The sequence below is a fragment of the Pseudooceanicola marinus genome (genome assembly GCF_002786295.1).
GTDB lineage: Bacteria > Pseudomonadota > Alphaproteobacteria > Rhodobacterales > Rhodobacteraceae > Pseudooceanicola > Pseudooceanicola marinus.
Genome location: NZ_PGTC01000018.1, coordinates 464,980 through 487,516, shown reverse-complemented (window position 1 = coordinate 487,516; position 22,537 = coordinate 464,980). Strand labels below are relative to the sequence as shown.

Annotated in this window: 20 protein-coding genes; 17 read left to right on the top strand and 3 right to left on the bottom strand. The window is 68.6% G+C overall.

All coding sequences use genetic code 11. From position 1 onward, the window contains the following. Window position 1: 1 nt before the first annotated feature. The 6 genes from rsmH (at window position 2) to mraY (ending at window position 7,440) form a co-directional block, all read left to right on the top strand. On the top strand, window positions 2-1,054 hold the full coding sequence (rsmH, locus tag CVM50_RS16330) for a 16S rRNA (cytosine(1402)-N(4))-methyltransferase RsmH (RefSeq protein WP_085888495.1): 1,053 nt from the start codon (window positions 2-4) through the stop codon (window positions 1,052-1,054). Continuing rightward, complete coding sequence (gene ftsL, locus CVM50_RS16325) at window positions 1,051-1,452, top strand: cell division protein FtsL (protein WP_085888494.1); 402 nt, start codon at window positions 1,051-1,053, stop codon at window positions 1,450-1,452. The genes rsmH and ftsL overlap by 4 nt, the downstream gene beginning before the upstream one ends. Next, complete coding sequence (locus CVM50_RS16320) at window positions 1,449-3,239, top strand: peptidoglycan D,D-transpeptidase FtsI family protein (RefSeq protein ID WP_085888493.1); 1,791 nt, start codon at window positions 1,449-1,451, stop codon at window positions 3,237-3,239. The genes ftsL and CVM50_RS16320 overlap by 4 nt, the downstream gene beginning before the upstream one ends. A gap of 112 nt (window positions 3,240-3,351) precedes the next feature. Continuing rightward, on the top strand, window positions 3,352-4,866 hold the full coding sequence (locus tag CVM50_RS16315) for a UDP-N-acetylmuramoyl-L-alanyl-D-glutamate--2,6-diaminopimelate ligase (RefSeq protein WP_085888492.1): 1,515 nt from the start codon (window positions 3,352-3,354) through the stop codon (window positions 4,864-4,866). Next, a complete protein-coding gene (locus tag CVM50_RS16310) occupies window positions 4,863-6,296 on the top strand; it encodes a UDP-N-acetylmuramoyl-tripeptide--D-alanyl-D-alanine ligase (RefSeq protein ID WP_085888491.1) in 1,434 nt (477 codons plus the stop codon). Before CVM50_RS16315 ends, CVM50_RS16310 begins: the two co-directional genes overlap by 4 nt. Before the next feature lie 61 nt (window positions 6,297-6,357). Beyond that, window positions 6,358-7,440, top strand: a complete 1,083-nt coding sequence (gene mraY, locus CVM50_RS16305; protein ID WP_085888490.1) for a phospho-N-acetylmuramoyl-pentapeptide-transferase — start codon at window positions 6,358-6,360, stop codon at window positions 7,438-7,440. A 255-nt stretch (window positions 7,441-7,695) separates the two neighbouring features. On the opposite strand, the gene CVM50_RS16300 is transcribed toward mraY, so the two are convergent. Next, complete coding sequence (locus CVM50_RS16300; protein ID WP_232618270.1) at window positions 7,696-9,159, bottom strand: sensor histidine kinase; 1,464 nt, start codon at window positions 9,157-9,159, stop codon at window positions 7,696-7,698. Next, a complete protein-coding gene (locus CVM50_RS16295) occupies window positions 9,156-9,875 on the bottom strand; it encodes a response regulator transcription factor (protein ID WP_085888489.1) in 720 nt (239 codons plus the stop codon). Before CVM50_RS16295 ends, CVM50_RS16300 begins: the two co-directional genes overlap by 4 nt. Window positions 9,876-10,120: 245 nt before the next feature. Here CVM50_RS16295 and CVM50_RS16290 point away from each other — a divergent pair, with 245 nt between their 5' ends. From CVM50_RS16290 to CVM50_RS16265, 6 genes are all read left to right on the top strand, one after another. Further along, window positions 10,121-11,365, top strand: a complete 1,245-nt coding sequence (locus CVM50_RS16290) for an ABC transporter substrate-binding protein (protein WP_085888488.1) — start codon at window positions 10,121-10,123, stop codon at window positions 11,363-11,365. A gap of 110 nt (window positions 11,366-11,475) precedes the next feature. After that, entirely contained in the window at window positions 11,476-12,348 is an 873-nt protein-coding gene (locus CVM50_RS16285; RefSeq protein WP_085888487.1) for a carbohydrate ABC transporter permease, read from the top strand. Then, window positions 12,341-13,249: a carbohydrate ABC transporter permease gene (locus CVM50_RS16280; RefSeq protein ID WP_085888486.1), complete on the top strand. Its 909-nt coding sequence runs from the start codon at window positions 12,341-12,343 to the stop codon at window positions 13,247-13,249. The genes CVM50_RS16285 and CVM50_RS16280 overlap by 8 nt, the downstream gene beginning before the upstream one ends. A gap of 4 nt (window positions 13,250-13,253) precedes the next feature. Next, complete coding sequence (locus CVM50_RS16275) at window positions 13,254-14,351, top strand: ABC transporter ATP-binding protein (RefSeq protein ID WP_085888485.1); 1,098 nt, start codon at window positions 13,254-13,256, stop codon at window positions 14,349-14,351. A 192-nt stretch (window positions 14,352-14,543) separates the two neighbouring features. After that, on the top strand, window positions 14,544-16,058 hold the full coding sequence (gene murD / locus CVM50_RS16270) for a UDP-N-acetylmuramoyl-L-alanine--D-glutamate ligase (RefSeq protein WP_143515613.1): 1,515 nt from the start codon (window positions 14,544-14,546) through the stop codon (window positions 16,056-16,058). Between the two features lie 151 nt (window positions 16,059-16,209). Further along, window positions 16,210-16,536, top strand: coding sequence for a hypothetical protein (locus CVM50_RS16265; protein ID WP_085888483.1), 327 nt, complete (start codon window positions 16,210-16,212; stop codon window positions 16,534-16,536). Window positions 16,537-16,555: 19 nt separating this feature from the next. Here CVM50_RS16265 and CVM50_RS16260 read toward each other — a convergent pair whose 3' ends face one another. Further along, the gene (locus CVM50_RS16260; protein ID WP_085888482.1) at window positions 16,556-17,746 is read right to left on the bottom strand and encodes a BaiN/RdsA family NAD(P)/FAD-dependent oxidoreductase; all 1,191 of its coding nucleotides are present in this window, start codon (window positions 17,744-17,746) and stop codon (window positions 16,556-16,558) included. A 223-nt stretch (window positions 17,747-17,969) separates the two neighbouring features. Here CVM50_RS16260 and ftsW point away from each other — a divergent pair, with 223 nt between their 5' ends. The 5 genes from ftsW to CVM50_RS16235 all read left to right on the top strand — a co-directional run bounded on the left by ftsW (window position 17,970) and on the right by CVM50_RS16235 (window position 22,529). After that, window positions 17,970-19,136 (top strand): putative lipid II flippase FtsW, encoded by a 1,167-nt coding sequence (gene ftsW / locus CVM50_RS16255; RefSeq protein ID WP_085888481.1) that lies wholly within the window; start codon window positions 17,970-17,972, stop codon window positions 19,134-19,136. Window positions 19,137-19,143: 7 nt separating this feature from the next. Beyond that, a complete protein-coding gene (gene murG, locus CVM50_RS16250) occupies window positions 19,144-20,259 on the top strand; it encodes an undecaprenyldiphospho-muramoylpentapeptide beta-N-acetylglucosaminyltransferase (protein WP_198431917.1) in 1,116 nt (371 codons plus the stop codon). A 4-nt stretch (window positions 20,260-20,263) separates the two neighbouring features. Beyond that, window positions 20,264-21,661 (top strand): UDP-N-acetylmuramate--L-alanine ligase, encoded by a 1,398-nt coding sequence (murC, locus tag CVM50_RS16245; RefSeq protein ID WP_085888480.1) that lies wholly within the window; start codon window positions 20,264-20,266, stop codon window positions 21,659-21,661. 325 nt (window positions 21,662-21,986) lie between these two features. Next, complete coding sequence (locus CVM50_RS16240; protein WP_085888479.1) at window positions 21,987-22,232, top strand: DUF2484 family protein; 246 nt, start codon at window positions 21,987-21,989, stop codon at window positions 22,230-22,232. Window positions 22,233-22,292: 60 nt separating this feature from the next. Further along, window positions 22,293-22,529, top strand: a complete 237-nt coding sequence (locus CVM50_RS16235; RefSeq protein WP_085888478.1) for a hypothetical protein — start codon at window positions 22,293-22,295, stop codon at window positions 22,527-22,529. Window positions 22,530-22,537: the final 8 nt, after the last annotated feature.

Sequence of the window (22,537 nt, the reverse complement as noted above, 5' to 3'; positions counted from 1 at the left end):
GATGGCTGATCGCCCCGAGACCCCTTCCACCTCCGGGCCCGAAGCCAAGGCCGAGGCCCCGCATGTGCCCGTCCTGTTGCGCCCGCTGCTGGCGGCCGTGGCCCCTGTCACCGGCACCTGGATTGACGGCACATTCGGTGCCGGCGGCTATGCCCGTGGCCTGCTGGAGGCCGGTGCGGACCGCGTGATCGGCATCGATCAGGATCCGCTGGCCCTGCAGATGGCCGAAAGCTGGGCGCCCGCTTGGGGTGATCGTTTGCAAATCGTGCAGGAGAACTTTGCAAACATGGATGCCGTGGCCGAAACCCATGCGCCCGAAGGGCTTGCAGGGATCGTGCTCGACCTCGGCGTGTCTTCCATGCAGCTGGATCTGGCCGAGCGCGGCTTCTCCTTCCTGCGCGACGGGCCGCTGGACATGCGCATGTCGCAGTCGGGACCGTCGGCGGCGGACCTGGTGAACGAGATGGAGGAGGGGCCGCTGGCTGACACCCTCTACCTTTACGGCGAAGAACGTGCCTCGCGTCGCATCGCCCGCGCCATCGTGCGTGCCCGCGAAGAGGAACCGATCACCACCACCCTGCGCCTGGCCGAGCTGATCGAACGCACGCTGCCGCGCACCAAGCCGGGGCAGAGCCACGCCGCCACCCGCAGCTTCCAGGCACTACGCATCGCGGTGAACGACGAATACGGTGCCCTGGCCGAGGGGCTGATGGCCGCCGAACGCGCCCTGCCGCCGGGCGGCGCGCTGGCCGTGGTCACCTTCCACTCGATCGAGGACCGGATGGTGAAACGCTTCTTCCAGCTGCGCACCGGCCATTCCGGCAACGTGAACCGCTACGCCCCCGTGCAGGAGGCCGAGGCCGCCGCCTTCACCCAGAAGACAAAGAAGGGCATCGGCCCGGATGACGACGAACTGGCCGTGAACCCGCGCTCGCGGTCCGCCCGCCTGCGCGTCGGCTTCCGCACCAGTGCCCCCGCCGAGGATGTCGATCGTGCCGCCATGGGCATGCCCGGCGCCGCGAAGCCCGGCGGCAAAGGAGGAAGAAGACGATGAGGACCTTTCTCTACCTGATTTCCGCGCTGTCGGTGATCGGCCTGGCCTTCTGGGCCTACCGTGAGAACTATGAGACCCAGTCGGCCATCGCACAGTCCGAACAGTTGCAGGACGACATCGCGCGGGCCCGGGCCCGGCTGAATATGCTGCGCGCCGAATGGGCCTATCTGAACCGGCCCGATCGCCTGCGCGACCTGGCCGAGATCAACTTCCCCGACCTGCAGCTGCAACCGCTGGACCCGTCGCAGTTCGGCAAGGTGGCCCAGGTGCGCTTCCCGCCGGCCCCCGCGCCCGCGCCCGAGGCGGAGGTGGTGTTCAACAATCCCGTCGATGTCTCCTCGCTGGGGCCCGCCCCCGACCAGAGCGGCGCCGACGACAGCACGGAGGGCGCGGAATGACACGCACGCCGCTGCGCCCCCTGGCCCGTATCCTCGACGCCCGCGCCCGGGGCGAGAACCCCGACGTGATCGAGCGGGAGAACATTCGCCGCCGGCACGAGGAGATGCGGGACCATTCCCGTGCCCGCGCCGAGACCCGGCTGCTGGTGATGGGGCTGGCCTTCTTCTGTGCCTTCTCGGTCATCGGCCTGCGCATGGGCGTCATGGCCGGCTCCGAAGGGGAGGAGCCGCGCACCGCCCGCGCAGGTGTCGCGTCGCAGATCGTGCCGACGCGCGCCGAGATCGTGGACCGCCGGGGCCGCATCCTGGCGACCAACATGGAGACCTCGGCGCTTTATGCGCACCCGCACCAGATGATCGAGCCCGAGCGCGCGGCCAAGGAACTGGCGAAGATCTTCCCCGAGCTGGATGCCGAGACACTCACCCGCCGTTTCACCACGCCGGGATCGAAGTTTTACTGGATCCGCCGCACCCTCAGCCCCGAACAGCGCCAGCAGGTGCATGACATCGGCGAGCCGGGCCTGCATTTCGGCCCGCGCGAGATGCGGCTTTACCCCAACGGGCCGATCGCGGCGCATATCCTGGGCGGCTCCACCTTCGACAACGAGGGCACCCGCTGGGCCGAGATCAAGGGCTCTGCCGGGCTGGAACATGCCTTCGATGAACGGCTGCGCGACCCGGCCAAGGCCGGTCAGCCCCTGCGCCTGTCGCTGGACCTGACGGTGCAGGCGGCGCTGGAACAGGTGCTGGCGGGCGGCATGTCCCTGATGAAGGCCAAGGGCGCGGCGGCCGTGCTGATGGATGTCAACACCGGCGAAGTGGTGGCCATGGCCAGCCTGCCCGATTTCGACCCCAACGACCGCCCGCACAACCCGACCTCGGGGCACCCCGACGACAGCCCGCTGTTCAACCGCGCGGTGCAGGGCGTCTATGAACTGGGCTCTGTCTTCAAGGCCTTCACCATCGCCCAGGTGCTGGAGGAGGGCATCGCCACCCCCGACACGGTGATCGACATTCGCGGGCCGATCCGCTGGGGGCGCTTCTCGATCTCCGATGACCACTACCTTGGCACCGAAACCGACGTGCGCGAGATCCTGGTGGAAAGCTCGAACATCGGCACGGCGCGCCTGGCGCAGAAGATCGGGCCGGAACGGCAGCAGGTATTCCTGCGTCGGCTCGGCATGATGGAGACGGTGCCGCTGGAGATCGCGGAAGCCTCCAGCGCCGATCCGCGCACCCAGTCGAACTGGTCCGAACTGACCACGATGACGGTCTCCTACGGCCACGGCATGTCCGTGTCGCTGGCCCATGTGGCCGCTGCCTATGCCGCCATCGCCAATGGCGGGCGCCTGCTGAAACCCACGCTGCTGCGGCGCGACACGCCGCCTGAAGGCACCCGCGTGATGTCCGAAGGCACCTCCGCCACGCTGCGCCAGATGCTGCGCGAAGTGGTGACCGAGGGCACGGCCTCCTTCGGCGATGTCGAGGGCTACGAGGTGGGCGGCAAGACCGGCACGGCGAACAAGCTGCGGCCCTCGGGCGGCTATTACGAGGACAAGACGATCGCGACCTTCGCCTCGATCTTCCCGGCTTCCGATCCGCGCTACACGTTGATCCTGATGCTGGATGAGCCGGAAACCCATATCTACGGCATGGACCGGCGCACCGCCGGCTGGACCGCCGTGCCGGTCGCGGCCGAGGTGATCCGCCGGATCGCCCCCCTGTTGGGCCTGCGGCCTGCCGTTGAACCCGTCTCGGCGGCTGATATAACGCTGACATCGAACTGATCCGCCCCGCGATGCCCCGGGCGGGCCGGGCCTGCGGGCTGCGGCCCCCGGGCCACGGCGCCGGGGTGGAGACAGCGCACAGCGTGGGCGGGGGCCCGGAAAGGCGACGCGAATGACCGACGAACAGGGCAGGGCGAACGGAGGCGGCGCACGGGCCAAGAGCCTGGCGGAACTGGGGCTGACGGCCCGTGCGGGCCGCGAGGTGCAGGTCACCGGACTGGCCGTCGACAGCCGCGAGGTGGCCCCGGGCTTTCTCTTCGCCGCCATGCCGGGCACCCGCATTCACGGGGCCGAATTCATCGCCACCGCCCTGACCCAGGGCGCCGCGGCGATCCTGACAGATGCGGAGGGCGCGCGCATCGCTACCGAGGTGCTGACCGGCTCCGACGCCGCGCTGGTGGTGGCCGAGGATCCGCGCCAGGCGCTGGCCTGTGCCGCCGCGCTGTGGTTCGGCGTGCAGCCGCGCATCATGGCCGCTGTCACCGGCACCAACGGCAAGACCTCCGTGGCGACCTTTCTGCGGCAGATCTGGCAGGCCTTGGGCCATACGGCGATCAACCTCGGCACCACCGGGGTCGAGGGGGATTTCACCCATGCGCTGGCCCATACCACGCCCGAGCCGATCACCCTGCACCGGGTCCTGGCCGAGGCGGCGCATGCCGGCGTGACCCATTGCGCGATGGAGGCTTCCTCCCACGGGCTGGCGCAGCGGCGGCTGGACGGCGTGGTGCTGGCCGCCGGCGGGTTTACCAACCTGACGCAGGATCACCTCGACTACCACGCCAGCTTCAACGACTATTTCGAGGCCAAGGCCTCTCTCTTCACCCGCGTCCTGGCGCCTGAGGGCCACGCGGTCATCAACCTCGACGGCGCGCGGGGCACGACGATGGCGACCCGGGCGGAGGAGCACGGGCTGGACGTGCTGACCGTGGGCGAGTCGGCAGAGGCCGAGATGCGCCTGATCGCGCGCCGCTTCACCCCCCACGGGCAGATCCTGCGCGTCGGGTTCAACGGGCAGGAATACCAGGTGCCGCTGGATCTGATCGGCGGCTTCCAGGGGGAAAACGTCATGCTGGCGGCGGGCCTTGCCCTGCTGACCGGGGAAACCCCGGACGAGGTTTTCGGCGTGCTGCCGCATCTCAAGGGCGTGCGCGGCCGGATGCAGCTGGCCGCCACCCGCGACAACGGCGCGGCGGTCTTCGTCGATTACGCCCATACGCCCGATGCCGTGGCCACCGCGCTGAAGGCGCTGCGCCCGCATGTGATGGGCCGCATCCTGTGCATCGTCGGCGCCGGCGGAGACCGTGACCGCACCAAGCGCCCCCTGATGGGGGAGGCCGCGGCGGAAAACGCCGACCTGGTCTTCGTCACCGACGACAACCCCCGCTCCGAGGACCCGGCGGCGATCCGTCAGGCGGTCCTGATGGGCTGCCCCGAGGCGATCGAGGTCGGCGACCGGGCCGAGGCGATCCTGCGCGCCATCGACGCGCTAGGCCCCGGCGACGCGCTGCTGATCGCGGGCAAGGGGCATGAGACCGGCCAGATCGTGGGCGACACGGTCTATCCCTTCGATGATGTGGAACAGGCCTCGGTGGCCGTCGCCGCCCTCGACGGGAGGCTGGCATGAGCACGGATCTGTGGCCCGCCGCCGAGGCCGCCCGCGCCACGGGCGGTGAGGCGCGCGGCGACTGGAGCGCCTCGGGCGTCTCCATCGACACCCGCACACTGGTGCCCGGCGACCTCTTCGTGGCTCTGTCGGCGGCGCGCGACGGGCATGAGTTCGTGGCCCAGGCGCTGGAGAAGGGCGCCGCGGCTGCCTTGGTGACCCATGTGCCCGAGGGCGTGGCCCCCGATGCGCCGCTGCTGATCGTCGACAACGTGCTGGAGGGGCTGGAGGGCCTGGCCCGTGCCGCCCGTGCCCGGATGACAGGCCGCGTGGTGGCGGTGACCGGCTCGGCCGGCAAGACCTCCACCAAGGAAATGCTGCGCGAGGTCTTCGCCGCGCAGCGCAAGACCCACGCCGCCGAGGCCAGCTACAATAACCACTGGGGCGTGCCCCTGACCCTGGCGCGGATGCCGCGCGACACCGACCTGGGGGTGATCGAGATCGGCATGAACCACCCCGGAGAGATTGCGCCCCTGACCCGGCTGGCGCGGCCGCATGTGGCGGTGGTGACCACCGTCGTCGCCGCGCACCTGGAGGCCTTCGACAACATTGAGGGCATCGCACGCGAAAAGGCCACCATCGTCGAGGGGCTGGAACCCGGCGGGGTGGCGGTGCTGAACGGGGATCTGGACACGACGCCGATCCTGGTGGCGGCGGCGCGGGCCCAGAAGGCCAAGGTGCTGCGCTTCGGCGAAAGCCGCAACTGTCACCACCGGCTGATGCAGGTCACCCTGGCCGAAGATTGCCTGGTCTGCGAGGCGCGGGCCTGGCGCACGCCGGTCACCTGGAAGGTACAGGCGGCGGGGCGGCATTTCGCGCTGAACGCGCTGGCCGTGCTGGCGGTGTCGCATGTGCTGGGCCTCGACCGGGCGCTGGCGCTGGCCGCGCTTGGTCGCTGGGTGCCGCCGCCGGGCCGCGGCCTGCGCCAGTGGCGCATCCTCGACCCGCTGGACCGCGCTCTGTCCTTCGAGCTGATCGACGACGCCTTCAACGCCAACCCGGCCTCCATGGGGGCGGCGCTGGACGTGCTGGCCGCCTCGCGTCCGCGCGATAACCTGGGCCGCCATGCCCAGGGACGCCGGATCGCCGTGCTGGGCGAGATGCTGGAGCTGGGCGCGCAGGAGATGGAAATGCACCGTGCCCTGGCCGAGCACCCGGCGCTGGAACGGGTCGATCTGGTCCATTGCGTCGGCACCCGGATGAAACCCTTCTACGATGCGCTGCCCCTGCATCAGCGGGGCCGCTTCTGCGAGACAGCCAAACCCCTGGCGGCGAACGCGCTGCGGTTGGTGGATGCGGGCGATGTCGTGCTCATCAAGGGCTCCAAGGGGTCGAAAGTCTCGACCGTGGTTGACGCCCTGCGCAAACTGAGCCATCCCGCCGACGAGTGAGGCCCCGCCCGACCCGGCGGCTCGCTCCGCCCCCGTATACGCCCGAAAGGACCCTTCCCAGATGCTTTACTGGCTGACCGCCCTGTCCGATGGCGGTGACGTGTTCAACCTCTTCCGCTACATCACCTTCCGCGCGGGCGGGGCCTTTCTCACGGCACTTTTCTTCGGCTTCTTTTTCGGGCCGCGCCTGATCAACGTGTTGCGCCGCAGCCAGGGAAAGGGCCAGCCGATCCGGTCTGACGGGCCGGAGGGGCACCTGTCGAAGGCCGGCACGCCGACCATGGGCGGGCTGCTGATCGTCGGCGCACTGACCACGGCGACGCTCTTCTGGGCACGGTGGGACAACCCCTACGTCTGGCTGGTCCTCTTCGTGACCCTGTCCTTCGGGGCCATCGGCTTTGCCGATGACTACGCCAAGGTGTCGAAGCAGAATACCGCCGGGGTCTCGGCGCGGATGCGCCTGCTGCTCGGGTTCCTGATCGCCCTGGTGGCCTCGCTCTGGGCCTCCTGGTTCCATCCCGAGGACATGCAGTTCGCCCTGGCCTTCCCGATCTTCAAGGACGTGCTGCTGCACCTCGGTGTCTTCTTCGTGCCCTTCGCCATGTTTGTGATCGTCGGCGCGGCCAATGCGGTGAACCTGACCGACGGGCTGGACGGGCTGGCGATCATGCCGGTGATGATCGCCTCCGCCGCACTCGGGGTGATCGCCTATTTCGTCGGCAACACCACCTTCACCGACTACCTCGGCCTGCACTATGTGCCGGGCACGGGGGAGATCGTGATCTTCGTCGCGGGCCTGATGGGCGGCGGCCTGGGCTTTCTGTGGTACAACGCCCCGCCGGCGGCGGTCTTCATGGGCGACACCGGGTCCCTGGCGCTTGGCGGCGCGCTTGGCGCCATCGCCGTGGCCACCAAGCACGAGATCGTGCTGGGCATCGTTGGCGGCCTCTTCGTGGTCGAGGCGCTGTCGGTGATCATCCAGGTCCTCTACTTCAAGCGGACGGGCAAGCGCGTCTTCTTGATGGCCCCGATCCACCACCACTACGAGAAGAAGGGCTGGGCGGAGCCGACCATCGTGATCCGCTTCTGGATCATCTCGCTGATCCTCGCGATCATCGGTCTGGCCACGCTGAAACTGCGCTGAACGGCGCCCTGGCCCGGTGGGGCGGGGTCTTTGCCCGCCTTGAGGCCGTGCCGGGCTCAATTTCCCCCGGGATATTGCCGGCAAAGAGAAGGGGCGGGACAGCGCCGGGGAGGCGACCGCCCTTCGGGCCGGGCCGGTGCCACCTCGGGGCAGGCGAGCGCGGGCGCCTGGCTGGCGCCGCCATCCTGTCTTCACCTTGTTCCAAATACTCACGTCGAAAGGGCGGCGGCGGGGCGTGACCCCGGGGCAGGCCGCCTAGCGGCGGGCAAGCTCCAGCCGCGCGATGAGGCCGTGGGCGCCATCCTGGAAGGACAGGCTGCCGCCGTGCTGTTCGGCCACCGCCTGCACGATGGTCAGGCCCAGGCCGAACCCCTCGGTCGTCGCGGCGTTCTCGCCACGCCGGAAGGGGCGCATCATGGCCTCGACCGCGCGGGCGTCCATCCCCTGGCCCGCATCCTCCACCAGAATCGCCACGCGGTCGGCGGCAACCTCCAGCGCGACCTCGGCGTGACGACCGTATTTCAGGGCGTTGTCGATCAGGTTGCCTATGGCGCGGCCCAGGGCCACGGGGCGGGCGGTGACCAGCACCGGGCCCGCGCCGGGGCCAGGCAGGGCGCCGGCCCGGGCGCCGCCCCTTGGGGCAAAGAGCGTGCCCTGCGCCGCGATCCGCGCGGGCACCGACGCGCGCAGCCGCACCGGGCTGCCCATGTCGCGATAGTCATCCACCAGCGCCTCCAGCAGGGAACTGAGCGACAGCTCACGCGGGGCCTCCGCCGACATCTCGGAGCGGGTGTAGGACAGCACGCTGTCGATCATCCCTGTCATCCGGTCGATGTCATGCTCGAACTTGCCCCGCAGGGCGTCGTCGGCGATCAGGCGCGCGCGCAGGCGCAGCCGGGTGGCCGGGGTGCCCAGGTCGTGACTGACCCCCGACAGGATTTCCGCCCGCCGGGCGAGGCGGGCGCGTTCATCCGCCAGATGATCGTTGACCGCCTCCACCAGCTCCGCCAGCTCGGCCGGGCCATCGGCGGAGTAGCGTTCCGGCCCGCCCGCCACACGCCGCCGGCCCAGGGCGCGGGCGAAGCCGGAGAAGCGCGCGGCCACCTCTGTCACCCGTGTCCACAGCACGGCGAGGGCGATCAGCGCCAACAGCAGCGCGCCCAGCCGGTAATCCCCCGGCGCGGCGGCGCAGCCCCAGACGGCGGCCCCGTCGATCCGCATCCAAGGCGCCTCGCCCGCGCGGGCAAAGAGCACCGGGTCGTTGCAGTAGCTGGCCATCAGCCGGGTGACCTGGCCCAGCTTTTCGGGGGCGGTGCGCGCGCCGCCCTCCAGCCGGGCGACCTCGTAGCGCAGCCCGTCGGACACGATGGCCAGCCGCAGGACGGGGCTGCCGAAGTCCTCCGCCGTGCTGTCGCGGATCGAGGCGCGGGTGACCTGGGCTGGCACCGGCACGCCATCGAGCCGGGCGAAATCCCCGGCCTCGGCCCGCGCCTGGTCGTCGCGGGCCAGCGGGGTCATCACCAGGTCTGCGGGCGGGGTCGAGCCCCGGGTCAGGCTGTCATAGAGGGTGACGCCGGCGATCTGCGCCCGGCCCAGATGTTGGGCCCAGGCGTCGCGCGATCCCATCCACAGGGCGGTGGCCGCAACGCCTGCCGCGAAGGCCACGAGGACCCAGATCGTGCCGATCCCGCGCAGGCCGGGGCGCCAGGGCAGGGTCAAGCCGCGCCCCTCTCCACGTCGCTGGCCAGGACATAGCCGGTGCCGCGCACCGTCTTCAGGATCGCCGGTGCCTTCGGGTCCCGCTCGATCTTGCCGCGCAGCCGGCCCATGAGGACGTCGATGGCCCGGCCCGAACCTTCTTCCTCGGCGCCGAGTGCGGCGGCGATCTCCTCCCGGGTGAGGGGGATGCGCGGGTTGGCCAGCATCACCTTCAGAAGCTCCGTCTCGCGACGAGACAGGGCGACCTGGAACCCGGCGGGGGAGGTCACCTCATCGCGCTTGCCGTCATAGGTCCAGCCGGCGAACTCGAACCGGTCGGAGGCGCGGCGGTAGACCAGCGAGGGCGTGCGCCGGGCACGCTTGAGGACGGCGCGCACCCGCGCCAGCAGCAGGTCGGGGTTGAAGGGCTTGGCGATATAGTCGTCCGCGCCCACCTCGTAGCCCGCCATGCGCTGGTGATCGGCCGAGAGGGCGGAGACCAGGATGATCGGCATGTCATGATCGGCGCGCAGGCTGGCACAGATTTCGACCCCGCTTTCATCGCCCAGCATCACGTCCAGCAGGATCAGGTCGATCCGCCCCGCGCTCAGGGCCGCGTCGATCTCGGCCCCGGTCGCGGCGCCGTTGACGAAGAAGCCCGAGGCGCGCAGATACTCCGTCAGCATCTCGCGCATCTCGGCATCGTCGTCGACAACCAGCAGGCGGGCAATGGTCATGGGGTCTCCCTTTTTCACCCGCGAAGACTAGTGGTTGGCGCGGGACGGAGCAATCGCCGCGATCCGCGCTGCATCGCGGCAATTTTCCCTTTCGTAACAGCCTGTAACAGACGGGCGGAAAATCTGCCCCTTCCCCCGGGGTCAGCCCCTTTGTCGGACTTGTCAAAGGCCCTGCTGCACGGAAAGACTGCCCCATCACCGCGCCGGGAGGGGTGCGGGAGAAATGTTCAAGGGAGGACATTCCTATGAAGACGACATCCGTTCTGGCGGCCTCCGCCGCCGTCACCTGCTTCGCGCTGCCCGCGCTGGCCGAACCCCAGGCAGAGGTGCTGCACTGGTGGACCTCCGGCGGCGAGGCGAAATCCGTGGCAGTGCTACAAGAAGAGTTCGCCGAGCGCGGCGGCACCTGGACCGACATGCCCGTGGCGGGCGGCGGCGGCGACGCCGCGATGACCGCCCTGCGTGCCCGCGTCCTGTCGGGCAACGCCCCGACCGCCGTGCAGCTGAAGGGCCCGGCGATCCAGGAGTGGTACGAGGAAGGCGTTCTGGCCGACATCTCGGACGTGGCCGAGGAACAGGGCTGGGCCGACGTGCTGCCCGAGCAGCTGGCCGCGCATATGAAATGCGACGGCAATTGGTGCGCCGCGCCGGTGAACGTACACCGCGTCAACTGGATGTGGGGCAACACCGAGATCCTGGAAGCCAACGGCATCGAGATGCCGACGACCTGGGAGGAGTTCAACGCCGCCGCGGAGAAGTTGCAGGAAGCGGGCATCACGCCGCTGGCCCACGGCGGTCAGGCCTGGCAGGACGCCACGATCTTCGAGACCGTGGTCCTGGGCATGGGCGCCGACTTCTACCAGCAGGCGCTGGTGGAGCTGGACCCCGAGGCGCTCGGCTCCGACACGATGGTGCAGGTCTTCGACCAGATGCGCACCATTCGCGGCTATGTCGACGACAACTTCTCGGGCCGCGACTGGAACCTGGCCACGGCCATGGTGATGAACGGCGAGGCGGCCTTCCAGATCATGGGCGACTGGGCCAAGGGCGAGTTCCTGGCCGCCGGCAAGGTGCCGGGTGAGGATTTCACCTGCGCCGCGACGCCGGGTGATGGTTTCCTCTACAACGTCGACAGCTTTGCCATGTTCGACGTGGGCGGTGACGAGGATAAGGTGGCAGGTCAGAACCTGCTGGCCGAGCTGATCGTCGGCCCCTCCTTCCAGGAGACCTTCAACCTCAACAAGGGCTCGATCCCGGTGCGGTCCGACGTGTCGCTCGATGCCTTCGACATGTGCGCCCACCTGTCGGCCGAGGACATGGCCGCGGACGCCGAGGCCGGCACGCTGCTGCCTTCCTACGCCCATGGCATGGCCCTGCGCGGGGAACCCGCCGGCGCCATCACCGACGTGGTGACCGCGCACTTCAACTCCGAGATGTCCTCCGACGAGGCCGTCGAGATGCTGGTGGATGCCGTCGCCAACGCGATGTGATCCGCACCACGGACCCACGCCGCCCGGCCCCGCGCCGGGCGGCGCTTTCTCTCCCCGCTTCCTTCTTTCCGCCCGGACGCCCCGCGCGTCCGCCTCTATCCGGACACCCCATGACCAAATGGCTTGAAAATCATGTGCCGAAGCTGGTCCTGGCGCCCAGCTTCGTGGCCATCCTGCTGTTCGTCTACGGCTTCATCGCCTGGACGGCCTGGGTTTCGCTGACCCAATCACGCCTGATGCCCCGCTACGAGTTCGAGGGCTTCGGCCAGTACGTGAAACTCTTCTCCACCCCCCGCTGGGACACGGCGATGACGAACCTTGCCATCTACGGCATCCTGTTCATCGTGATCTCCATGGCGCTCGGCCTGATGCTGGCGATCCTGCTGGATCAGCGCATCCGTGTCGAAGGGGCGATCCGCACCGTCTACCTCTATCCGATGGCGCTTTCGATGATCGTCACCGGCACCGCCTGGAAATGGATCCTGAACCCCGGTCTGGGGCTGGAGGCCATGGTGCGGGGCTGGGGCTTCGAGAGTTTCACCTTCAACTGGCTGATCGACCCGAACATGGCGATCTACACGATCGTCCTGGCGGGTGTCTGGCAATCGGCGGGCTTCGTCATGGCGCTGTTCCTCGCCGGGCTGCGCTCCGTCGATGGTGAGATCATCAAGGCCGCGCAGGTCGACGGCATCCCGCACTGGCGGATCTACACGGCGATCATCATCCCCTCGATGGCGCCTGTTTTCCTGTCGGCCTTCATCGTGCTGTCGCACCTGGCGATCAAGAGCTTCGATCTGGTCATCGCCCTTACGGGTGGCGGTCCGGGCTACGCCACCGACCTGCCCGCGACCTACATGTACGCCATGGCGTTTTCGCGCGGGAACCTGGGCCAGGCGGCCAGCTCCGCCATGGTGATGATGGCCGTCGTCTTCGCCATTGTGGTCCCCTACCTCTATTCCGAGCTGAGGGCGAAACATGACTGACCTCGCTTACGTCTCCCCCCGCGCGGGCCAGCGCAGCACGGCCTCGCGCCTGGGCCGCGTCGCCCTGCGCTGGACGCTTTACCTTCTGCTGGGCCTCTTCGCCCTGTGGTTCCTGATGCCGCTTTTCGTGATGGTCACCACCTCGCTGAAATCGCTGGACGAGATCCGCACCGGATCGCTGGTGGCCCTGCCGCGCGATGTGACCTTCGAGGCGTGGAAGACCGCCTGGGGGTCTGCCTGCACCGGCATCCAGTGCGAGGGGCTGAAGCCCTACCTGTGGAACTCTGTCCTGATCGCGGTGCCCGGCGTGGCGATCTCCACCATCATCGGGGCGCTGAACGGCTATGTCTTCGCCCAATGGCGGTTCCGCGGCGCCAACCTGCTGTTCGCAGCCCTGCTCTTCGGCTGCTTCATCCCCTTCCAGGTGGTGCTGCTGCCCATGGCGCGGATGCTGGGCATTCTCGGGCTGGCGGGCACCATCCCGGGGTTGATCCTGGTGCACACGGTCTACGGCATCGGCTTCACCACGCTCTTTTTCCGCAACTACTACGTGACGATCCCGCAGGAGCTGGTGCGGGCGGCCAAGATCGACGGGGCGGGGTTCTTCCGCATCTTCTGGTCGATCTTCCTGCCGCTGTCGCTGCCGATCTTCGTCGTCTCGGTGATCTGGCAGTTCACCCAGATCTGGAACGACTTCCTCTTCGGCGTCTCCTTCAGCTCGGCCGGCACCCAGCCGGTGACCGTGGCCCTGAACAACATCGTCAACTCCACCACCGGCGTGAAGGCCTATAACGTGGACATGGCCGCCGCGATCCTCGCGGCCCTGCCCACGCTTCTGGTCTATGTCGTCGCCGGCAAGTATTTCATCCGCGGCCTGACGGCCGGATCCGTGAAGGGATAAGCCCATGGCACCGATCCTCGACATCAAGAACCTCGACAAGTCCTACGGTCAGACCAAGATCCTGCGCGACATCAACGTGGCGATAGACCAGGGCGACTTCCTGGTCCTCGTCGGCCCCTCGGGCTGCGGCAAGTCCACGCTGCTGAACTGCATCGCCGGGCTGGAGCCGATCTCCGGCGGCTCGATCGAGATTGCCGGGCAGGACATGACCGACGTCAGCCCCAAGGACCGCAACATCGCCATGGTGTTCCAGAGCTATGCGCTCTACCCGACCATGTCGGTGGCCAAGAACATCACCTTCGGCATGAAGGTGCGCGGCATCGACCAGGCAACGCAAAGCGCGAAACTGGCCGAGGTGGCCGACCTGCTGCAGATCTCGCAGCTGCTGGACCGCAAGCCGGGGCAGCTCTCGGGCGGGCAGCGGCAGCGGGTCGCCATGGGCCGCGCCCTGGTGCGCGATCCCGCGCTCTTCCTCTTCGACGAACCGCTGTCGAACCTCGACGCCAAGCTGCGGGTGGAGATGCGCACCGAGATCAAGAAGCTGCACCAGACCCTGGGTGCCTCGATCGTCTATGTGACCCATGACCAGATCGAGGCGATGACGCTCGCCACCCGCATCGTGGTGATGAAGGGCGGGGTGATCCAGCAGATCGGCACCCCTTCGGAGATCTACAACACCCCCGCGAACCTTTTCGTGGCCGATTTCATGGGCAGCCCGGCGATGAACCTGATCCCTGCGAAGGTCGCAAAGGACGGCAGCGGCCATCGGATCGAGATCGCCCGCGCCTCGGAACCGCCGCTGGTGCTGGCCGATCCGCGCCCGCTGGACCTGCCGGCCGATGTCATCCTCGGGCTGCGCCCCGAGGACATCGCCGAGGCCGGCTATCGCTCGGGCGATCAGGTGCAGGAGGCCGCTTGCCAGGTCGACATGGTCGAGCCGGCGGGGGCGGATACCTACGTGGTGTCGCATCTGGGTGGCAAGCAGGTGACGGCACGGCTGCATGCGGAGACCTCCGCCAAACCCGGCGCGCCGCTGAACCTGGCCTTCGATCTGGCGAAAGTGTCCTACTTCGCGCCGGAAAGCGGTGAGCGCCTGAACTAAGGGGCCAAGGGGGGAGGGGGCCTGCCCCCTCCTTGCGCCTTCGTCGTCTCCGGGGTTCCGCCCCCGTGAGTATTTCGACGAGATGAAGCAGGGGCGCGTCCCCGTTCGTCCTGCCGTCGCGCAGCCCCCCGGGGCGCCTATCCGGGCGCCACCCCCTGTCTTCACCTTGTTTGAAATACTCCCGCCGGAGGCATGGCGCGCAGCGCCATAGCAGGCGCCACGTCGCGCCTGGCCGGGCAGGGTGCCTTGCAACTTCCCCGTCGGCGGGGTCAGTCTCGGCGCGACGCAAATCAGGAGGCGCGCATGATTCCGGTCGATGGGTTTTCAGGTCAGACCGTGGCCATTCTCGGGCTGGGCCGCTCCGGCCTCGCTGCCGCCCGCGCCCTGCGTGCCGGGGGCGCCGAGGTGGTGGCCTGGGACGACGGCCCGCGCGCAGCGGAGATTGCCGAAACCGAGGGGCTGGCGCTGCGCGACCTGACCAAACCCGGCGCCTGCGAGGGGCTGGCCTGTCTGGTGACCTCGCCCGGCATTCCGCATCTCTACCCGCGCCCGCATCCGGCCATTTCCAATGCCCTGGCCGCCGGCGTACCCGTCGACAATGACATCGGTCTTTTCTTCCGCTCGCTGGGACAGGGAGACTGGATGCACTTCGACACCCCGCCCAAGGTGGTGGCGGTCACCGGGTCCAACGGCAAGTCCACGACCTCGGCGCTGATTGCCCATGTGCTGGCCGAGGCGGGGCGCGAGGTGCAGCTGGCCGGCAACATAGGGCGCGGGGTGCTGGACATCTCGCCCCCGGGGGACGGCGGTGTGGTGGTGCTGGAGCTCAGCTCCTACCAGACCGAGCTCGCCCGCGCGCTGACCCCGGACATCGGGGTCTTCACCAACCTGTCGCCGGACCATCTGGACCGTCATGGCGGACTGGGTGGCTATTTCGCCGCCAAGCGACGCCTCTTCGCCGAGGGCGGGCCGGATCGCGCCGTGATTGGCGTGGATGAAGCGGAGGGGCTGTTCCTCGCCGGGCAGCTGTCCGAAGGAGCTGCGGACGACCGGGTGATCCGGATCTCCTCGGGGCAGAAACTGACGGGACCGGGGTGGCTGGTCTTCGCCCGCAAGGGCTTCCTGTCGGAGTACCGCAAGGGCCGTCAGGTGGGGTCGATCGACCTGCGCGAGGTCACGGGGCTGCCCGGCGCCCACAACCACCAGAACGCCTGTGCCGCCTATGCGGTGGCACGCAGCCTCGGCCTGGCGCCGCGGGTGATCGAACGTGCCTTCCACAGTTTCGAGGGCCTGCCGCACCGCTCGCAGCGGGTCGCGGAGGTGAAGGGGGTCACCTTCGTCAATGACAGCAAGGCGACCAATGTCGACAGTGCGAAACAGGCCCTGAGCGCCTTCAAGCGCATCCGCTGGATCTGTGGCGGTCTGCAGAAGGAAGGCGGGCTGGAGCCGCTGCTGGAGGCCGCGGGCGAGGTGGTGAAGGCCTATGTGATCGGGCGCGAGGCGGAGGATTTCGCCATGCAGCTGAAGGGCATCGAGGCCGAGGTCTGCACCGACATGGCCACCGCCGTAGCCCGGGCCGCAGCCGAGGCGCAGCCCGGCGAGACGGTGCTGCTGGCGCCCGCGGCGGCCAGCTTCGACCAGTACGACAGCTTCGAGAAGCGGGGCGAGGATTTTGCCGCCCGGGTGATCGCGTTGTCCGGGAGCTGACCGCGCCGGGGTCTACCGGACCTTGCGCCGGGCTGTGACGTTTTCGTGATCGCCCGGCCGGGGCGGAATTTCGTCTTGCAAGCCGGGCGGTTGCGGCATCGAAGACGACGCAGCGGCCGCCTGTCGCGGTCTTATCGGAAAGGTCTGTCCCATGAAACGTCTCGCCGCCGGTGTCGCCGGAGCCATCCTTCTTGCCAGCGCCGCCCAGGCGCAGCCCGTCACCCGCGCCCAGACCACGGCCGAAAGCGCGCCGGTCATCCACCTCAGCTGCTATCGCGGCCCCACGGAGCGGGTGATCTGGGATCGTCCGGACGGCACCTTCGTCGAGGATCTGGTGGCCTACGGTTACGACTATGCCAATGCCGAGGCGATCGCCCGCACGATCTGCACCGATCAATCGCTGGTCGGCAAACCCGATGCCATGGCCGAGGCCCTGAAGGCGACGGTGCGCAAGGTGCCCCCGGCGGGGCGTCGCTGACCCTGCTGCAGGCGCGGTATCAGCCCGCGCCTGTGTCCCCGGCGCGCAGCGCCCCTGCGGCGGCCATGGCGCTGGCCCAGGCCCACTGGAAATTGTAGCCGCCCAGCCAACCCGTCACGTCAACGCATTCCCCGATGAAATAGAGCTGGGGCAGGCTCTTGGCCGCCATGGTCTTGCTGTCCAGCCCGTCGGTCGCCACACCGCCCAGGGTCACCTCGGCGGTGCGGTAGCCTTCGCTGCCCGAGGGCGTGAGGCGCCAGGCCGTCAGCCGGTCCGACAGCGCCTGCAGCGCGCGGTCCGACTGGTCGGCCAGATTGCCCGACAACCCCCAGGCCTCGCCCAGGTGGTCCGAAAGGCGCGCGGGCAGCAGCATGTCGAGGCTGCGCACTAGGCTGCGGCGCCCGACCTTGGGGCGTGCGGCGCGCAGGGTGTCGAAGGGCGTGGCACCGGGCAGCAGGTTCACCTCGATCTCCTCACCCTCGCGCCAGTAGGAGCTGGCCTGAAGGATCGACGGGCCGGAAAGGCCCCGGTGGGTGAACAGCAGCGCCTCGTCGAAGGCGTGGCCGGTGGTGACGCGGGCCGGCAGCGACAGGCCCGACAGCCCGGCGAAGCGGCCCTCGGGGAAGGTCAGGGGCACCAGCCCAGGGCGCGTGTCCGTGACGGCCAGGCCGAACTGGCGCGCGATGTCGTAGCCCAGCCCGGTGGCGCCCATCTTGGGGATCGACTTGCCCCCCGTGGCCACGACCAGGTTTGGCGCGCGTGCGCTCAGCGGGCGGCCGCGCTCCGTCAGCGCCACGGTGAACCCCTCGGGGCCGTGATCGACCCGCTCGACGGAGGTTTCCAGCGCCAGGCGCACGCCGGCGGCCTCGCACAGGCCGGTCAGCATCGCCACGATCTGTTTCGCGCTATCGTCGCAAAAGAGCTGCCCCAACGTCTTTTCGTGCCAGGCGATGCCGTGTTCGCTGACCAGCGACACGAAATCCCAGGGCGTATAGCGGGCCAGGGCGGATTTGCAGAAATGCTGGTTCTCGCTGAGGAAATTCGCCGGGCCGGTGTCGGTATTGGTGAAGTTGCAGCGTCCGCCGCCTGAGATGCGGATCTTCTCTCCGGGCCGCTTCGCGTGATCCACCAACAGGACGCGCCCGCCTGCATGGGCGGCGCACATCAGGCCGGCCGCGCCGGCGCCGAGGATGATCGTGTCGAAGTCCATAGCGTTCTCTTGAGCGAGAAGCGGGGCGGGCGCAAGGGGGCCGCACGGGTCGGCGCCACGCGGCCCCTGTTTTGCAAGGGCGGAGACCCGCCCCTGACGCCTCCGTGAAAGCTTTGGTGCTGGCCTCAGGGGGGGAAAGGCGCTACAGTTTCCGCCAGAGGTCCTGCCAAGGGACCCGATGAGGCAACAGAGCACCGGGAAACCCGGGCATCGAGCGGACGTCATGACTGAGATGGTATATGGCGCCATCCCCGTGCGGGATGGCGAACCGGTGGTTCCCAAGTGGTGGCGCACGGTGGACAAGCTGACCCTGGCCTGCGTGCTGGGGTTGTTCGGGGTAGGGCTTTTGCTGGGCTTCGCGGCCTCGCCACCCCTGGCCGAACGCAACGGCGAGGCGCCGTTCTACTACGTGCAGCGGCAGGCCTTCTTCGGCGGTCTGGCCCTGTCGGCGATGGTCATCACCTCGATGATGACACCGGCGACGGTCAGGCGGCTGGCGACCATCGGCTTTGCCGTGGCCTTCGTCGCCTTGGCGGCGCTGCCGGTCTTCGGCACCGACTTCGGCAAGGGCGCGGTGCGCTGGTACTCACTGGGCTTTGCCTCGCTGCAACCCTCGGAATTCCTCAAACCCGTCTTCGTCGTGGTGGCCGCCTGGATGATGTCCGCCTCGCAGGAGATCAACGGCCCGCCGGGGCGCGCCTATTCCTTCGCCATGATGTGCGTCATCGTCATGATGCTGATCATGCAACCCGACTTCGGCCAGGCCAGTCTGATCCTCTTTGGCTGGGGCGTGATGTATTTCGTCGCCGGGGCGCCGATGCTGCTGCTGGTGGCGATCGCCGGTCTGGTCGTCCTGGGCGGCACCGTGGCCTACGAAAGCTCTGACCACTTCGCGCGTCGCATCGACGGCTTCCTGGCACAGGACGTGGATCCGACCACCCAGCTTGGCTTCGCCGCCAATGCCATCCGCGAGGGCGGCTTCTTTGGCGTCGGCGTGGGCGAGGGGCGGGTGAAGATGTCGCTGCCCGATGCCCATACCGATTTCATCATTGCCGTGGCGGCCGAGGAATACGGTCTGGTCCTGGTGATGATCATCATCGCGCTTTACGCCACGGTGGTCCTGCGCAGCTTCAGCCGGCTGATGAAGGAACGTGACCCCTTCATCCGCTTGGCCGGCACCGGGCTGGCCGCCGTCTTCGGTGTGCAGGCGATGATCAACATGGGCGTCGCCGTGCGCCTGCTGCCCGCCAAGGGCATGACGCTGCCCTTCGTGTCCTACGGGGGCTCCTCGCTGATCGCGGGGGGCATCGCCGTGGGCATGTTGCTGGCCTTTACCCGAACCCGCCCCCAGAACCAGATCGTGGATCTTCTGGCGGGCCGTGGACGATAAGACGACTATGAACTTGAATGCGCCTCTCCTTGTCATCGCCGCCGGAGGGACCGGCGGCCATATGTTCCCTGCCCAGTCCCTGGCCGAGGAAATGCTGGCCCGCGGATGGCGGGTGAAACTGTCGACCGATGCGCGCGGCGCGCGCTACTCGGGCGGTTTCCCGAAGGAAGTGGAGGTCGAACAGCTGTCTTCGGCCACCTTCGCCCGCGGCGGGCTGCTGGCCAAGGCGGTGGTGCCCCTGCGCATCGCTGCCGGGGTTGTCGGCGCCACCTTCCGCATGTGGCGCGACCGCCCGGCGGCCGTGGTGGGCTTCGGTGGCTACCCGGCGATCCCGGCCATGGCCGCGGCCTTCCTGCTGAAAAAACCGCGCATGATCCACGAACAGAACGGGGTGCTGGGCCGGGTGAACCAGGTCTTCGCCTCCCGCGTCGATGCCATCGCCTGCGGCACCTGGCCGACCGAACTGCCCGAGGGGGTTCAAGGCTGGCACGTGGGCAACCCGGTGCGCGCCGCGATCCGCGACCGCGCCGGTGCGGGCTACATCGCCCCCGGTGACTACCCGATGTCGGTGCTGGTCATGGGCGGCAGCCAGGGCGCGCGGATCCTCAGCGATGTGGTGCCCGCCGCCATCGCGGCGCTGCCGGAGGCCTCCCGCGCGAACATCCGCGTGGCCCAGCAGGCCCGTCCCGAGGACATGGAGCGCGTGGCGCAGGCCTATGCCGAGCAGGGCGTCGATGCCGAGGTCGAGCCCTTTTTCCACGATGTGCCCCGCCGCATGTCCGAGGCGCAGCTGGTCATCACCCGTGCCGGGGCCTCGACCATCGCGGATCTGTCGGTGATCGGCCGCCCGTCTATCCTGGTGCCCCTGGCCATCGCCATCCGCGACGAACAGACCGCCAACGCCCGCGGCCTGGCCGAGGTGGGCGCCGCCATCGTCATGCCCGAAAGCAAGTTCACGCCGGAAACCCTGGCCGAGAACATCCAGCTTGTGCTCGACCACCCGCAGGGGGCAGAGCAGATGGCCCGGGCCGCCCTGTCGCTGGGCAAGCCCGAAGCCGCCACGACCCTTGCCGACATGGTCGAGGACCTGGCCGCCCGCGCCACGACGACGAAAAAGGACTGAACCGATGAATGCCGCCACCAAACTGCCCGGAGACGTGGGACCCATCCATTTCGTGGGGATCGGCGGGATCGGCATGTCCGGCATCGCTGAAGTGCTGCTGAATCACGGCTACACCGTGCAGGGGTCGGACCTGAAACGCTCGCCCATCACCGAGCGGCTGGAGGGCCTCGGCGCGCATGTCTTCGAGGGGCAGAGCGCCGACAACCTGGAAAACGCCCAGGTCGTCGTGATCTCGTCGGCCATCAAGCCGGGCAACCCGGAACTGGACGAGGCGCGCCTGCGCGGCCTGCCGGTGGTGCGCCGGGCCGAGATGCTGGCCGAGCTGATGCGGCTGAAGTCGAACATCGCCGTGGCCGGCACCCATGGCAAGACGACCACCACCACCATGGTCGCCACCCTGCTGGACGCGGGCCATTTCGATCCCACGGTCATCAACGGCGGCATCATCCACGCCTATGGCTCCAACGCGCGCGTCGGCCTGGGGGAGTGGATGGTGGTCGAGGCCGATGAAAGCGACGGCACCTTCAACCGCCTGCCCGCGACCATCGCCATAGTGACCAACATCGACCCGGAACACATGGATCACTGGGGCGATTTCGACACGCTGCGCCAGGGCTTCCTGGATTTCGTCTCCAACATTCCCTTTTACGGCATCGCCGTCTGCTGCACCGACCATCCGGAGGTGCAGGCGCTGGTCGGCAAGATCACCGACCGCCGCGTCGCCACCTATGGCTTCAACGCCCAGGCGGACGTGCGGGCTGTGAACCTGACGTACAAGCAGGGCGCGGCGCATTTCGACGTGGCGCTGCAGGCCGAGGGGCAGGTGATCGAGAATTGCATCCTGCCGATGCCCGGAGATCACAACGTTTCCAACGCCCTGGCTGCCGTCGCGGTGGCCCGGCATCTCGGCATGAAGCTCGATGAGATCCGCGAGGCTCTGGCCGCTTTCAAGGGGGTGAATCGTCGCTTTACCAAGGTGGGGGAGGCCAATGGCGTCGCCATCATCGACGACTACGGCCACCATCCGGTGGAGATCGCCGCGGTGTTGAAGGCGGCCCGCCAGGCAACCGAGGGCCGCGTCATCGCCGTGCACCAGCCGCACCGCTACTCGCGGCTGCATTCGCTGTTCGATGATTTCTGCGCCTGCTTCAACGAGGCGGACGTGGTGGCCATCGCCGAGGTCTACAGCGCCGGAGAGGACCCGATTCCCGGGGCATCCCGCGATGACCTGGTGGCGGGGCTGATCCGTCACGGACACCGCCACGCGCGGGCCATCGACTCCGAGGAGGACCTGGAACGGCTGGTGCGCGAACAGGCGCAGCCGGGCGACATGGTGGTCTGTCTCGGCGCCGGTACGATCTCGGCCTGGGCGAACCGTCTGGCCGGACGCCTGACCGGCTAGGGGCGGGCGCAGCGGGAACCTTTGAAAAGGGGCGCGACGGCGGGTCGGCGGAATGCCGCGCCGTGCGCGGCCCTCCTGGCACCATTTGCATGAGCGTCTTTCTGCCGCCCTGTCGCGGGCGGTCCGGGAACGGCTGCCGTCGGTTTCTGCAAAGACGCTTGCGCGGTCATCGAAGTCAAAAACTTTCTTGTGGATGCAGGGTGTTGCGGGTAAGTTATTGCGTAAGAGCAACAGGCCGCGAAAAAGTGCATTCGGCCGGGGTCGTGCGTCGCCAGGCGGGTCGCACCGGCAAGGCCCCGCCGAAAAGACCCAAGGAGGCAGCACGATGAGTGAATCGATTCTTCTGGCAGCCCTCTGGGGCGTCGCGGCCAATATCCTGGCGATGGTTCCTTCGCGCGACAATCATTGGAGCCGCGCCTATCTGCTGATCGCCTGCGGCATTCCCATCCTCGGTTTCGTCACCATGCAGCACGGGCCTGTCGTCGGGCTGATCGTTCTGCTGGGGGGCATGTCCATCCTGCGCTGGCCGGTTGTCTACCTGGGTCGCTGGGTCCGGTCGCGACTGGACTAGGGCGGCGGGGGCGTGGATTTGTTTCTGCTCCTCGGTATTCCTCTCGTTGCGGGTCTTGTGGTGGCTGTGATCTGCTTTCGCTATGCGCTTGACGATGATCTGGGTCTGGCTTTTGCCCTGCCGGGGATCGGTCTTTTCACCATCCTTCCGATGCAACTCCTCGGGCTTCCCCAGCCCGTGCCGGGGATGAATGCCTCGATGCTGCCCGGGATCCTGCTGATGCTGGGCTGGGCGGTGCTGGTCTTTGGCGCGGGCGGGGCGCTTCTGGGCTGGCTGATCGCGGCGCTGCGCGGCTGACGGGCGGG